Raw genomic sequence first — 12688 nt, 5'->3', positions numbered from 1 at the left:
CCCGATAGACTCCAGGCAACAATCCAATATATTTTTAGCCACAAATGTTACAAAAATGCTTGACCACTACAGTGCGGGCTGACTGAGATCACAAGCCATTCCGGTTTCGTAAATAAATAGAGCAGTAAATGGGCAATCCCGACGATAAAGAGCATCAGCCCTAATGTATAAAAAAAGGTTTTAGGGAATAACTTCATCTTTTTCATTGCTCCACCTCGTATTTGTATCCTATGCCTTTGACGGTGACAATACAGTCAAGCCGGAGCTTCTTCCGCAGGTTTTTAATATAAGTATCAACCGTCCGGTCAATGATCGGGTAGCTGTCTCCCCACAGTTCATCCAATATCTGTGAACGGGTAAGCACCAGCCCTTTATGCTCCACAAGCAGCCTTAGCAGGTCTATTTCTCTCGGGGTAATGTCAATCCTGCCATTTTTGTCCTTTGCCGTGTAGCCGGAGAAATTTACCGTTACATCCCCAAAAGTCATGATGTCAGATACCGCGCCTTTTCCGCACCGCCGTAAAAGTGCTGTGATGCGCCGCCCCAACAGAATCATGGAAAAAGGCTTTGTGATGTAATCATCCGCCTGTTCATCAAAACTTGTCACCTGCGTATATTCATCTTCAAGCGCCGTGAGCATAAGGATGGGCACTGAACTTTTCTGCCGTATCTCATGCAGGACGGAAAGCCCCGATGCTTTGGGGAGCATGATATCAAGTACAACAAGGTCAATACCACCCTTTCCAAATAACTGCAAGCCTTCCGTGCCATCATAAGCGGGAATGATTTCATGCCCTGCTGATCTCAAATATTCACATATTGCCTCATTTGTTTTTCTGTCATCTTCCACAATAAGCAATGCCGCCATATATGCACCTCCTGGTATTTTGAGTTTACCATATCAATGTGGAAGATATGTGAAATCATTTGATTTTGCATAATTTTTCATTCCATCTCCCCGAACACACCAGCCATTCCTCCGGCAAGGCTCCACTGGCACTGCATATAGGATTTCAGATTTTCCGTGCTTTGCCTGTATGCCTCCCGGACTGTTTCCGGAGCATAAAATTATGCTTTCTGCCACAGAAGCATACTGTCCTGAAATTCAGCCTTCAGTTTCCCGGTATCTTTCAACCACGAAAGGTAAGAGCGCACCGTGCTTCCAACCAATACATACCGCTCAAAGTTCATGGTAAGCCCATAGCCCTTGACCACCTCCTGTAAAATCCGCTTCTATGCCACCGGAATACACTTTGCATCCTGTCTGTCCCTGCAGGTATCTGTTCCCGCCGATATGGTCTGCATTGGAATGGGTATTCAGCAGAGCGGTCAGATGCCATCCATTCTTATCCAGTATCTGCCGGACTTTCCGCCCTGCATCCTTAACATTCCCACTGTCAACCAGATAGACATTCTCCCTGTCCGCCACATAGACGCCTATCTTCGCTGGGCAGTTTATGTAATAGCATTTCTCACTGACCTGTACCAATTATACATTTTTCGTTTCCTCCTTGTTCTGCTGCTTCCTATAACTTCGGCTGAAAACCATTTCCTCTAAAGTAAAAGCGTCCACCGAATTATACCATAAAAATTTTCTGTTTTTCATCCGATGGCACGAAACGACTATTTTTCGGGAATTCGATAATAGGGCTAAAGTTTTTTCCTTTCGTTTGATAGCGCTGTTGCTTTCACCCACTATGAAGGATGCCCAGTAAGGCGGCACATAGCCGATACGCAGAAATAATAACTATCCGGCTTATTCATTCATCAGAAATACTATTCTTACTTATCATGACAGATTTGTTCTTCTGTTATCCTTAGTTCTCTATGAAGCCGCCATGCCATAAAAATAGTGATTACAGCCGAAAACGCATCCGCAATCGGCTGCGCATAAAGGATTCCATTGATACCACAGATTTTTGGAAGCAGTAAAATGACAGGCACAAAGCAGATTCCCTGCCGGCAGGCTCCAAGTACAAAGCCCTTTGTCCCTTTTCCAAGCGCAAGGAACAGCGAGGAATATACCGTGTAAAATCCAAACAGGAAGAAGGACAGCCCGTTTGCAAAAAGGGATTTCCGGCCTACAGCGATCATATCACTACTTCCATTTGCAAACTGCGATATGATCTGTGTGGAAAACAGAGCCATCAAAAGTCCGACAAGGATACAGAAAACGGATGACCACAAAATGGAAGTTTTGACTGCTTCCCGCAGGCGGTCAAATTTCCTGGCTCCATAGCTGAAACCCGCAATTGGCTGAAACCCCTTCAAAAAACCAAATACAACTAAAGTGCCCATAGAAGTGACTCTTGTAACCACTCCCATCCCGGCGATCACCGCATCACCATATCCGTTTGCCGCCCGGTTGACCAGCGCAATAGAAAGGCTGGTGAGAAGCTGGAATGTCAAAGTTGGAATACCAATCTTCAAGATTTCTGTATATATCTGCCTGGTTGGTTTAAATTCCTGTAAGCGGAAAGTAAATGCGCTTTTCTTTCGCAGTACATAGATGAGATAAACAAGCGTAGAGAATGATTGGGAAATAGCGGTAGCAATTGCCGCACCTGCAACACCCATATCCAATACATAGATAAACACCGGGTCTAAACCAATGTTCAATACTGCCCCCAAAAGCAGGGCTGTCATGGTTGTCTTAGCCGCACCTTCACTTGCCACGATATTATTCATAGTCACATTGCACACATTAAAAATACAGGAAATGACATAAATCCTGCCATAAGTGAGGGCATATGGCATAATGGTGTCCGTGGCTCCAAGCAACGCTAAGACCGGTCTGAGAAAGACTGCGGCAAAGACAATCAGAACCCCGCCAATCAACACACTGCTATACAATGCTGTGCTCGCCGCCCTGTTTGCAGTATCCCTGTCGCCCTGCCCTAATAACCTTGAAAGATAAGATGCCGCACCGTTGCCAAACATCAGCCCTAACCCAACGACTACCTGTCCTAACGGGAACACGATGGAAATCGCCCCCATAGGGCTTTCGCCCAGACCTCCCACAAAATAGGCATCCACCAGATTATAAAGGGCATTGATCAGCATACCTATCATAATCGGAATACCCAGAGCCATGAGTGCCTGGGGGATTGGCGCACTCCCTAATAATTCCATCTTACTATTCTTTCCGCTCATTTTCATTACTCCTCTCTAGAAATGTAATTTATACTACTATATTTTATAGTATTTAGTTGCAAATGAAATCCTACTATAAATTATAGTGGTTGTCAAGAAAATTTTCCACCTTCTTGACAAAAGCTATAAATTAAAATAGTATAAATTACAGCATAAGGGTTATTAACCGTTTCCCATCTATAAAAGAAAGGCAGGATGCTATGGCTGCGATTGATTTGATTGTATTAGGAATGTTAAAAAAAGAACCTATGGGTGCCTACGATATTCAAAAGCTGGTAGAATACCGCAATATCTCTAAATGGGTAAAGATCAGCACCCCCTCCATCTACAAAAAGGCGATACAGTTAGAGGAAAAGGGCTTTATCAAAGGCAGTACCGTTAAAGAGGGAAAAATGCCTGAAAAAGTCATCTACTCTCTTACAGATGCGGGCGAGAAAGAATTTGAAAGGCTTATGTTAGAGATTGCATCCAATCCCATCCATATCTTTTTGGACTTTAATGCCGTAATCGTAAATTTAGATAGTCTGCCTTTTGAATCACGAAAAGAATGTGTGACAGACATTGAAAAGAATGTAATAAAATTGAAGGCTTATTTGGAAGAAAATTTCCATGAAAAAGAAAATAACCCGAATATTCCCGAAACGGGGATGGCTGTCTTACGCCAACAGCTTGTTTTGGTGGAAGCGATTGAAAAATGGATTGCTGATTTGAAAAATTGTTTTGAAATAGATTAATGTATATGTCTGCAAAAAATACTGGAAAAGAGCCATTGAGCAGCCCTTTCCTCGCATTGTCATTTATTCATTTTTTTACCGTTTTGCTCATATGCAAACACGGAAACTCTGTATACCATCACGGAAACTGCTTGTATAAGAGTTTTGCCTGCGAGTATCGACTTTTGCGTGATTGGTACTATGTCAAGAAAAAGTACAAGTGAAACGTGGACTTTTTGCCAAATCAATGGAATCCTATTCCATCGTTTTCTGCAATCATGTCTTGCAGATCATCCAATTCGTTTAACATTTCTTCACGGAACTCCTGAATCCGGTCCATGATGTCTTCCAACAGTTCACGCAAATCTTCTCTCTCCCAGCTCAGTGCCTCCACGTTTTTGGGCTTCATCCTGCAGTACCTCCTCCCATTTTATCTGTTCCGCCCCCCTGGATCCGCTTTTCACTACAACTCTCAGCCGCTCCCTGTATTTTCGCTTCCAGCCTGTCCAGATATTGTTATTCATATTTGCCGGGGGAACGGTACCCACAATGGCTGTGAATCCTCACTGTATTGTAGAACGCCTCTATATATTCAAATACAAGCCTGTATGCATGGCTGTAATCTGTGATGCGGAACCAGCTGAGCCATTCCCTCTTTATCAGGGAGTGGAAGCTTTCTATACAGGCGTTGTCCCATGGGCAGGCTTTCGCCGAATAACGGCGTTCCATTCCTTTGGTTGCTTCCCCGTAGTCCCTGCAGGTATACTGCACTCCGCGGTCGCTGTGGATGACCAGCGGCTGTGTCACACGCCGTTCCGCCTTCGCCTTTTCCACCGCATCCAATACCCACTTCGTCTCCAGCGTCTCCCCCAGTGTCCAGGAAATAATCTTCCTCGAATACAGGTCCATGATGCTGGCCAGGTATACAAAGCCTTCACAGGTCCATAGGTAAGTGATATCCGTACACCATGCCGCATCCGGCCTTTGGGGCTGGAAATCCCGGTTCAGTATGTTTTTTAACCCGCTGCTGAAATCAGAATCCCTTGTCGTGCGGGTTTTGTGTTTCCTGTAACATGCCCGGATCTCCATCTCCCTCATGTACTTCCAAACGCTCCTCCCACTTACGTTGCCGCCTTTCTGCCGCATCTTTGCTGCTATTTTAGGTGCCCCATAGATTTCGTGCGATTCCTCATAGATTGTCCCGATCTCTGCCATCCGCTGCTCCCTTTTCATCTGGCCGGCAGATGGTGTATGCTTCCTGAAAGCGTTATAGCCGCTCCTCGAAACGCCTAAAATCCGCAGCACCCCGCTGACATTCAGGCGGCGTTTCCCTTCTTCCTTTAATCGTTTTTCTTCGCTCTCGGCTGCCTGGAAGATGGCCTGTGTCAGTTTTCCAGAATGCTGATGGCTTTTTTTAGTATTTCAAGCGCATCCTTCGTGTCCCTGAGTTCTTTTCTCAGCCGGGCATTTTCCTTCTCCCCATCGCTTGCGTAGTTCCCGGATCCCCGTGTGGGTACTTCCCCTGCATTCTCAGCTGCCGCCTTTACCCAGCTGCGGATGGCATTGCGGCTTACTCCGAGGTTCTCCGCGCATTTATTCCATCCAAGCTCCTTATGGGCAAGGTAATACTGTACCGCATTTTCCTTAAACTGTTTATCGTACTGTTTACTCATGGAAAATTTCCTCCTGTATCCATTTCTATTATACAGTTATTTCTGAATCTGCCATGTTTAACTTGTACTATTTATATTCCTGCCAGAGGAGCTTCAGGGTGACACCCACCCGTTTCAGTTCCTGATGCACATATCCGTAATCGGGCTGGGCATATATGGATTCCTGCACGAACTTGTCAGGATAGAACATGTGGTAAACCGAGTCTTCATCCATGTCTCTGACATCTTCGTAGGAGATGCCATTTTCATCTGCTTTGTGAAATACATCACCAACAGAGTTAACAGAAATGTGTCTTGTCCGGGCAATGGCATTTCTTCCCATTCCATTGCCCCGAAGCTCCAGTATGAGCTTCACATTGATTTTTGGGGCCATAATATTCGGCCTCCTTTCGTAGAATCGGAGACAATCTCTCCAAACACGATTCTACAGGAGACACTTGCGAATCGCTAAGCACAGACCATAAACTTTTGATTGGATCTATTCGTGTGACAGGTGGTTCTATTCTGAATACTGGTTATAAACTGGATCCCCTCACCTGACTGGTGGATCTCAAATGAATATCGATAGCTCTCAGAGCGAAATATTCAAGCATCTCATTATGACGGGAAGCTCACCGGGGATTACTGGGATAAACCCATTCAGGAAGATTCCCCAACCGCAGAACATAATGCAAATGTGGAAAAGAAGATGAAAGTGGTGAAACAGGTGCGGGAACTAAGAAAACAGGGATTCAACAAAGGGGAGATTGCCGGGCTGGTGGGCATCAACAGGGCAACCGTGGCAAAATACTTGAAAGAGGATTTTAACCCGGCAAACCCTTAACTCTGGAAAGATTCCACTTTTTCCTCGTGTTCATTAAGCGTCAGCAGTAGTAATTTTCCCATGCTCCCGCCTTTATAAATATTACTAGATACTTTATCCCTGTAAGACAGGATATGTAATCTATTGTTTTGTTTTGGCTAATTCTATTGCTTCTTTCCCGGATAAATGTTCAATGTCTAATTCTATCATGCACAAAGGCTTCCATTCCCTGTTAATTGCAGTATTTCGATTTGTTTCTGTATCAGTTGGATAGTATTTTACTGCCAACCGTTCTATTGCGTTTTTCATTTCCGTTTCATCTTCCATAATATGAATTTTGCCAAAAGCAATTACGCTTCTGAAATAAGTTGTGTATTCCTCCGGCACAATATGGTCTTGGTCGATTACGCAAAAAGACGCTTTACTGCATTTCTTGATTGCGTCTATTTTATGCCCGCTTTTTGCACCATGAAAAAACAACTTAGAATTGTAATATACATAACTGATTGGAACTGCATACGGGTAATCATTATCTCCTAATAAAGCTAATACACCGGCTGTTCCTTTTTCTAAGATTTCAACACATTCCTTTTCGGATAATATTTGCTTTTTCCTACGCATTTCTCTAAACATTTTTCTTACCTCTTTCTAATTTAATATATAATGCAATGCCCGCTAAAGTGACAAGACACTCTGTAACTGGAAAAGAGAGCCATACGCCTGTCATTTTTAATATAAAAGACAGGTAAAATGCCATAGGGATTATCATTAAAAATCCTCTTGACAATGAAATGATTTGTGCAGGCAGGGCTTTTTCTGTTGATGCAAAATATGCAGATATAATGATGTTAAACCCAACAAATGGAATAGCAGTAAAATATAATTTTAATCCCGCTGTTGCGATTTCCTTCAAATGCATATTTTGCTCACTGTTAAATATGCTTACTATTGGATTGGCTGTAAGTAAAAAAAACAGGTAAATACCAAATGATATAACTAACATGGTTTTTAAGGCATATTTCAAAATCTGTTTCTGACTTTCATGCTCTCCATATCCGTATACCCTGCTTAATATTGGCTGTGTTCCCTGTGCTATTCCGGTATAAATTGAAATAACCACAAGTGATAAATTTGCAACTACACCATAAGCCGCCACACCGATATTCCCCTGCAAGTGTAGGATAATCGTATTAAAAACGATCATTACAATTCCCGAAGCCATTTCAGTGATAAAGGCTGGAACACCTAATGAAATGATATTTCCTATCAATCGAAAGGAAGGCTTTATCCACACGAAATGAAACTGGTTTTGTTTTGTAAGCCAATACTTAGATAAAACAATGAGACTAATAACAGGTGCTAATCCTGTTGCCAATACTGTACCGAATATCCCCATTTTAAGAGGAAAAATAAATATATAATCTAAAATAATATTTGAGAAACTTCCCGTCAACATACCAATCATAGACAATTTAGGATTTCCGTCATTTCTTACAAAGCAGATTAGTGTATCATTTGCCATAAATGCCGGAGCAAAAAGTAAAATAACCTGTAAATATATTTTTGTCATATGATAGACATTTTTATCAGCGCCTAATAATCTTGTCAGTTGTCTGGAAAAGAGAATACCTGTCAGCGTAAAAATGACAGCCAATGCAGACATAATATATATTGTGCTTGAAAAAGATTTATCTGCATTTTTATATTCTTTTTGCCCTCTGTAAATGGAATATTTTGTTGCACCTCCCATTCCAAACATCAGACCGCTTCCATGAACAAAGCTATATATCGGAATAGCTAAATTAAGTGCGGTCAGACCATTTGCACCTAAACCGTTTGAAACGAAAAAGGTATCAGCGAGTATATAACATGATAAGCCAATCATGCCGCATATATTTAATATTACATATTGCGAAAATTCTTTCAGTAGCGTTTTGGTTTCCATAGAGATCTCCTTAAAATATAAAAGCGTCAGAACTTTCTATCTTCTCTGACCTAACGATAGAAAGTCTGACGCATAATCTCTTTACCCGGTGGCAAAAAGCAACGTTGTTTACCGTACGATATTATATACCAAAACAAATTAAAAAGCAATACCTAAAATTTGACTTTGAGTTTTCTTTCTGTGAAATTCATTTTACGGAGTTATACCCGCCTTTTTTGCAAAGTTGTCTTTTCTCCCGATAAGTTCCGACTCTTTTTCCTTTGTCAGATTATTGAATATATCGTCATAGAACACTGCAATTTAACAAAACCATACCTGCCAGCATCAACCAATAAAATATCTTCATCTTCCATTTCGTACAGTTCCGCAAACGCATCAATCACTTTGTAGCACATTTCCCGTTCTTTCTCTGTGATATATACTGTTTTTTCCATGTTCATTTACCTTATCCTTTCAAATCGTGGAATACTGTTTTCGTTTTTCTGATTTCTAATACTTCTGAACCACATATTTGAAACGCCACATATGCCATTTTATACGGAATAGAGGTATGGCTGTCTGTATGTATTGGTTTGTTACTTTATGACACCTGCGCATTATATATGGGATTGAAACTTTTGTTATTCCAGGATTAGGTTCATGTGACATAAAGTTATTTGTACTCATGTTTCTTATCACTTTTGTTTTCATCGGTGTTTATTTGCCGGTACAATACAAGTTAGGGTACGAGAAAACAAAATTTGTTTTTGTAGTTGTCATAATGGCTTTCCCGTTCATTCTTCCGCAGCTTATGAAAATGGAAAGCGTAAATTTGGATTTTCTTTGTTTTCTCCGATTCTTGTATACGGGGGAATTGCCCTCTTGAGCCTGGGGATTTTAATTATATCAATTTTCCTGTCAATGAGATTTTACAGTCATGTAGACCTGGCATAAAAGTTGCATTTTCCAGTCCTGCACCAGCGGCGAGCGGCAGACATTCTGCTGTACTTTTCTTGCTCCCTGCCATGCCGGATATCCTGCTGCTCCTATTCCATTGTTGACAGTTCACTTTTTAGTATTTTTGACAAAAAGTATACTAGAAATCAAAAATAACCATATCTTGATTTTTGCCCGCTGCGTCCCTATGAGCAAGCTCCAGTCCGTGATCGGAGGCAAATGGAAAATCCTGATTTCATGGTATGTATCCTTTTACAAAGTTCAACGGTTCGGTGAACTGATGCGCCGCCTAGATGGTATCACACAGTCCACGCTGACAAAGCAGCTCCGGGAACTGGAAAGTGATGCGGAGACCCGGAAGCCGTGGACGAGGTCTTATGGCATTACAGCAGGCATATCCATATCTCCGCTATTGAAAAGGGCATATCGACAGGGATACCGGGGACTGCATAAAACTGCGTCTTGCCGCTGCCCTGTTCAGGTTCTGTTACTATTCACGGCCTGGGAGCCGCTCATAGTAACATTCGGGACAATATTCCAAGTTTCGCTTCGCAAAAATCGCCCCTCACACCTGAATCACGTTCTCGCGGAATGCGCAGTAAATGTGCATTCCTGACCCGTGAAAAGTAACCAGATTCCGCTTTGATAAACAGAAAGCCTAAGAAATCGCTTTTATTTTTGATAAAACGGATATATAATAAAGCAACGACAAATCGAAATGATTGGAGGAAAATAAAATGGCTAAGAATGAACGATTTAAAACGGTTTATTCACAAGGGACTGTAGATGTAACACAAATTTTGGTAGATACAGAAACGGGCGTGAATTATGTGTTTCGTAAGGTTGCAAATGCAGGGGGAATAACATTGCTATTAGACAAAGATGGAAAACCCGTTATTTCTCCGATTGAAAACAGCTAACTTGAGGGTGTAAATAATTATGTGTCTTTGGATTTTTTCCTTAGCAGATTTTTACCAACTATAATTAGCCGGAAACCTAGCATTTATAAGGGCTTGTGGGCTCTGCCCACACCCGGCCTCTGGAATAAGGTGGAAGGGTAAAGACACAAAATTAAAAACACTACCGCTAACTTAGTCATTCAGAAGCATCCTGCAAGGCTTTATCCGCCCATACCGGACTTGTAATGCCTTACCTGCCGCACATTTCAGGTACACCCAGTGCTCTTTATAACCTTCTCCAATTCGTCAATCATCTCTCCAAACGTCTGTACCATTTTTTCCGAGTCCACAAACATACTTTGAAATAAGATGTCCAGATTTTCTTCAAAATCGGCAGGAAGAATTTCCGCCTGCTCTTTCGCATACTGCACCATCCGCTTTTCTCCGGGATGTGTCAGCTTGTTCATTGCAAAAATAATATCAAAGTATGATTCCAGAAAAGCCGCAGTCCTATGGTTTACACTTACCATATCCTTACGGTCCAAAGCCTTTTTCATTTGCGTATCATACAAGGGCAAATTTCCTGTCAACAGCCGTAAATTTTTACGGATAATATTCTCCCGCAATTCTTCCAGATAAGGAATCCGGTACTTGTTTTGCAGGCCTTCCAGTATCCCGTTTTTATCATTGAGAATCCTGCTGTGTAACAGGTTATGCCACATACAGGTTGTATAACCGTTGTATGCAGTATGTTCTTCAACAACGGAACGAATCATCTGTGAAAAATCCCCGATATTTCTATACAGAATATCAATATCTGTCCCGTCTTTCAGTGTACAGTCATCTTCCAGCTCCCAAAAGGAATTTCCAATCTCCATGTACCGGGCAGCATTTCTCCAAAATACCCTTCCGCACACTTTCATATGGTACACTGATTCCTGCAGTATGAAACGCTGTGTTGAGCAGCCGAACTCAACCAGCAGTTCCGCCTCGGCAAAACCAATGCGCTTGATCATCTTCCGGTATCCGATGTCCGCTTTATCACCCTCCCAGTTCCATCCATGCCGGGATGTCCGCCTCTGTTGCATAGGTAATCTTCTGCCGCCAGCAGGTTTCCCCCTTCTAGTTCTACAGGATTTTCATGCAAAGCATATCTTACCTGCAATGGATAAAATTCTTCTTTTCATCTATCTTGTGATTTTATGCTGAGCTACGAAAGCTTTCTAAAACGCTTCGCCAAAATCCTGTCTTTTATTTTGCTGAAAATCTTTTAAAAATATTTCTTGTGCCAATGGCAATCATAAACGATACAGTACCTGAAAATAAAATGACAGCATATTCAAATCCTTTACAAATTTCAAACAAGACACCATAAAGCACACTGCCCAGTGGCTGTGCACACATAGGGACAGTAAGAATGACTGCAATCACCTTTCCGATTAAATTTTGCGGGGTTTCTGTTTGCATAAAGGACAGCATCTGCACGGTAAAAATGCTTGAAAACAACATAATACAAAAGCAACATACGGTTATAACAATATAATTTATGATTGCAGATGAAAACAGTATCAATGAAACACCCATAGGAAACACACATGCCGCACAAGCGATTACCAGATTGCCTGATTTATGAATCGCCAGTTTGTCTGCAAAAATACCTGCGCCAATGCCTCCTGCCAATCCGCCTGCCGCCAATGCCCCCTCTGCAAAGCTATATAGTCTGTTTGCCTGCGAAGCCTCTAAGTTTAATATCTCTGTTATTAGATATGGCAATCCAACAATAATCATTGCCGCCAGAAACAAATTAATTCCGCAGATTACAAGAAGGGTTTTTCCAATTGCAGGCTTCACCTTTCGGATAAAGCGGATACTCTCCGCCAAATCAGTTCTGGCTGTCTTCAAAATGCTCCCGTCTGAAGCCTGTTTCCGGAATGGTATCTGAATGAAAATTTCCATAACTGCCGACATAATAAAGCATACCGTGCAAACCCACAATACAGGCTCTAATCCATATGAACTATATAAAACACCCCCCAGTACGGGCCCCAGCAAAGAGGCAAATGAGCTGATAGTATTGATAATAGAATTTGCCGCCATAAAATAATCCGGATGGGTGACCGCAGGGATACTTGCCTGTACAGACGGCTGATACGCACCTGCAATACCATATAGAAGCATCAACGTAACCGTCAAAAGGAAAATAAGGTTCACGCTATGCATGAGCAGGGAAAAGGCTATGATAACTGCTGCCGTAAAGAAATCCAATATTACCATAATATTTCTTTTGTTTACCCTGTCTGCAACAATGCCGCCAATAGGCGACAGCAAAATAGCAGGAAGAAAAGCACACGCTGTAACAGTTCCGTAAAGTGCGGATGAGCCTGTCATATTTAATAAATATAGTGGTAACGCAAATCTTATTGTTGCATTGCCAAACAAAGAAATAATCTGACCAATGACAACTAAGGTAAAATCCTTTGAAAATAGTTTTTGATTCATTTTTATAATCCGCCTTTCTGCGAAAGGCACCAATGCGTCATGAAACATTGGCTGACTTTCGCTTTTCT

General features: G+C 41.9%; 16 protein-coding genes and 2 pseudogenes. 5 read left to right on the top strand and 13 right to left on the bottom strand.

Features of this window, described 5'->3' with window-relative positions; genetic code table 11:
- Positions 1-47: 47 nt before the first annotated feature.
- From D5281_RS22490 to D5281_RS22475, 4 genes and pseudogenes are all read right to left on the bottom strand, one after another.
- Positions 48-206 (bottom strand): hypothetical protein, encoded by a 159-nt coding sequence (locus D5281_RS22490; protein WP_277935554.1) that lies wholly within the window; start codon positions 204-206, stop codon positions 48-50.
- Positions 203-868, bottom strand: coding sequence for a response regulator transcription factor (locus D5281_RS22485; RefSeq protein WP_160562178.1), 666 nt, complete (start codon positions 866-868; stop codon positions 203-205). Before D5281_RS22485 ends, D5281_RS22490 begins: the two co-directional genes overlap by 4 nt.
- A gap of 351 nt (positions 869-1219) precedes the next feature.
- A pseudogene (locus tag D5281_RS27280) lies at positions 1220-1489 on the bottom strand (MBL fold metallo-hydrolase); the annotation flags it as partial.
- A 293-nt stretch (positions 1490-1782) separates the two neighbouring features.
- Positions 1783-3153, bottom strand: a complete 1371-nt coding sequence (locus D5281_RS22475; RefSeq protein WP_160562177.1) for an MATE family efflux transporter — start codon at positions 3151-3153, stop codon at positions 1783-1785.
- A gap of 200 nt (positions 3154-3353) precedes the next feature.
- Here D5281_RS22475 and D5281_RS22470 point away from each other — a divergent pair, with 200 nt between their 5' ends.
- Complete coding sequence (locus D5281_RS22470; protein ID WP_160562176.1) at positions 3354-3887, top strand: PadR family transcriptional regulator; 534 nt, start codon at positions 3354-3356, stop codon at positions 3885-3887.
- A 223-nt stretch (positions 3888-4110) separates the two neighbouring features.
- Here the strand turns inward: D5281_RS22470 and D5281_RS22465 are convergent, their stop codons facing one another.
- From D5281_RS22465 to D5281_RS22450, 4 genes are all read right to left on the bottom strand, one after another.
- Complete coding sequence (locus D5281_RS22465; RefSeq protein ID WP_160562175.1) at positions 4111-4275, bottom strand: hypothetical protein; 165 nt, start codon at positions 4273-4275, stop codon at positions 4111-4113.
- Positions 4276-4382: 107 nt separating this feature from the next.
- Positions 4383-5243, bottom strand: a complete 861-nt coding sequence (locus D5281_RS22460; RefSeq protein WP_330585256.1) for an IS3 family transposase — start codon at positions 5241-5243, stop codon at positions 4383-4385.
- Between the two features lie 8 nt (positions 5244-5251).
- The gene (locus D5281_RS22455; protein ID WP_160562174.1) at positions 5252-5539 is read right to left on the bottom strand and encodes a transposase; all 288 of its coding nucleotides are present in this window, start codon (positions 5537-5539) and stop codon (positions 5252-5254) included.
- A gap of 67 nt (positions 5540-5606) precedes the next feature.
- Positions 5607-5912 (bottom strand): hypothetical protein, encoded by a 306-nt coding sequence (locus D5281_RS22450; RefSeq protein WP_277935553.1) that lies wholly within the window; start codon positions 5910-5912, stop codon positions 5607-5609.
- A gap of 315 nt (positions 5913-6227) precedes the next feature.
- On the opposite strand from D5281_RS22450, the gene D5281_RS26180 reads away from it, so the two are divergent.
- The gene (locus D5281_RS26180; RefSeq protein ID WP_277935552.1) at positions 6228-6362 is read left to right on the top strand and encodes a terminase gpP N-terminus-related DNA-binding protein; all 135 of its coding nucleotides are present in this window, start codon (positions 6228-6230) and stop codon (positions 6360-6362) included.
- 120 nt (positions 6363-6482) lie between these two features.
- Here the strand turns inward: D5281_RS26180 and D5281_RS22440 are convergent, their stop codons facing one another.
- The 3 genes from D5281_RS22440 to D5281_RS22430 all read right to left on the bottom strand — a co-directional run bounded on the left by D5281_RS22440 (position 6483) and on the right by D5281_RS22430 (position 8726).
- A complete protein-coding gene (locus D5281_RS22440) occupies positions 6483-6974 on the bottom strand; it encodes a pyridoxamine 5'-phosphate oxidase family protein (RefSeq protein ID WP_160562173.1) in 492 nt (163 codons plus the stop codon).
- A complete protein-coding gene (locus D5281_RS22435; RefSeq protein ID WP_160562172.1) occupies positions 6967-8286 on the bottom strand; it encodes an MATE family efflux transporter in 1320 nt (439 codons plus the stop codon). Before D5281_RS22435 ends, D5281_RS22440 begins: the two co-directional genes overlap by 8 nt.
- 263 nt (positions 8287-8549) lie before the next feature.
- A complete protein-coding gene (locus D5281_RS22430) occupies positions 8550-8726 on the bottom strand; it encodes a hypothetical protein (RefSeq protein WP_330585254.1) in 177 nt (58 codons plus the stop codon).
- Positions 8727-8950: 224 nt separating this feature from the next.
- On the opposite strand from D5281_RS22430, the gene D5281_RS27065 reads away from it, so the two are divergent.
- The 3 genes from D5281_RS27065 (at position 8951) to D5281_RS22415 (ending at position 10142) form a co-directional block, all read left to right on the top strand.
- A complete protein-coding gene (locus D5281_RS27065; RefSeq protein ID WP_277935551.1) occupies positions 8951-9151 on the top strand; it encodes an ABC-2 transporter permease in 201 nt (66 codons plus the stop codon).
- A 258-nt stretch (positions 9152-9409) separates the two neighbouring features.
- Positions 9410-9838 (top strand): winged helix-turn-helix transcriptional regulator, encoded by a 429-nt coding sequence (locus tag D5281_RS27340; protein ID WP_456299546.1) that lies wholly within the window; start codon positions 9410-9412, stop codon positions 9836-9838.
- Between the two features lie 121 nt (positions 9839-9959).
- On the top strand, positions 9960-10142 hold the full coding sequence (locus D5281_RS22415) for a DUF6440 family protein (RefSeq protein ID WP_160562171.1): 183 nt from the start codon (positions 9960-9962) through the stop codon (positions 10140-10142).
- 914 nt (positions 10143-11056) lie between these two features.
- On the opposite strand, the pseudogene D5281_RS27055 reads toward D5281_RS22415, so the two are convergent.
- Together D5281_RS27055 and D5281_RS22405 are read right to left on the bottom strand one after the other, a co-directional pair.
- A pseudogene (locus D5281_RS27055) lies at positions 11057-11170 on the bottom strand (AraC family transcriptional regulator); the annotation flags it as partial.
- A gap of 202 nt (positions 11171-11372) precedes the next feature.
- A partial coding sequence (locus tag D5281_RS22405; protein WP_277935550.1) for an MFS transporter occupies positions 11373-12688 on the bottom strand: 1316 nt, incomplete at its 5' end.

This window comes from Parablautia muri (assembly GCF_009917485.1).
In the GTDB taxonomy this organism is placed as follows: domain Bacteria; phylum Bacillota; class Clostridia; order Lachnospirales; family Lachnospiraceae; genus Suilimivivens; species Suilimivivens muri.
The sequence above is the reverse complement of the archived record's forward strand: the minus strand, read 5'-3'. Positions and strand labels throughout refer to the sequence as shown.

Excerpts from the sequence above, each read along its gene's own strand:
- D5281_RS22465 (WP_160562175.1), bottom strand. The coding sequence starts at position 4,275 with ATGAAGCCCAAAAACGTGGAGGCACTGAGCTGGGAGAGAGAAGATTTG.
- D5281_RS22430 (WP_330585254.1), bottom strand. The coding sequence starts at position 8,726 with ATGAACATGGAAAAAACAGTATATATCACAGAGAAAGAACGGGAAATG.
- D5281_RS22440 (WP_160562173.1), bottom strand. The coding sequence starts at position 6,974 with ATGTTTAGAGAAATGCGTAGGAAAAAGCAAATATTATCCGAAAAGGAA.
- D5281_RS22490 (WP_277935554.1), bottom strand. The coding sequence starts at position 206 with ATGAAAAAGATGAAGTTATTCCCTAAAACCTTTTTTTATACATTAGGG.
- D5281_RS22415 (WP_160562171.1), top strand. The coding sequence starts at position 9,960 with ATGGCTAAGAATGAACGATTTAAAACGGTTTATTCACAAGGGACTGTA.
- D5281_RS22450 (WP_277935553.1), bottom strand. The coding sequence starts at position 5,912 with ATGGCCCCAAAAATCAATGTGAAGCTCATACTGGAGCTTCGGGGCAAT.
- D5281_RS26180 (WP_277935552.1), top strand. The coding sequence starts at position 6,228 with ATGAAAGTGGTGAAACAGGTGCGGGAACTAAGAAAACAGGGATTCAAC.
- D5281_RS22485 (WP_160562178.1), bottom strand. The coding sequence starts at position 868 with ATGGCGGCATTGCTTATTGTGGAAGATGACAGAAAAACAAATGAGGCA.
- D5281_RS27340 (WP_456299546.1), top strand. The coding sequence starts at position 9,410 with ATGAGCAAGCTCCAGTCCGTGATCGGAGGCAAATGGAAAATCCTGATT.
- D5281_RS27065 (WP_277935551.1), top strand. The coding sequence starts at position 8,951 with ATGTTTCTTATCACTTTTGTTTTCATCGGTGTTTATTTGCCGGTACAA.
- D5281_RS22435 (WP_160562172.1), bottom strand. The coding sequence starts at position 8,286 with ATGGAAACCAAAACGCTACTGAAAGAATTTTCGCAATATGTAATATTA.
- D5281_RS22475 (WP_160562177.1), bottom strand. The coding sequence starts at position 3,153 with ATGAGCGGAAAGAATAGTAAGATGGAATTATTAGGGAGTGCGCCAATC.
- D5281_RS22455 (WP_160562174.1), bottom strand. The coding sequence starts at position 5,539 with ATGAGTAAACAGTACGATAAACAGTTTAAGGAAAATGCGGTACAGTAT.
- D5281_RS22470 (WP_160562176.1), top strand. The coding sequence starts at position 3,354 with ATGGCTGCGATTGATTTGATTGTATTAGGAATGTTAAAAAAAGAACCT.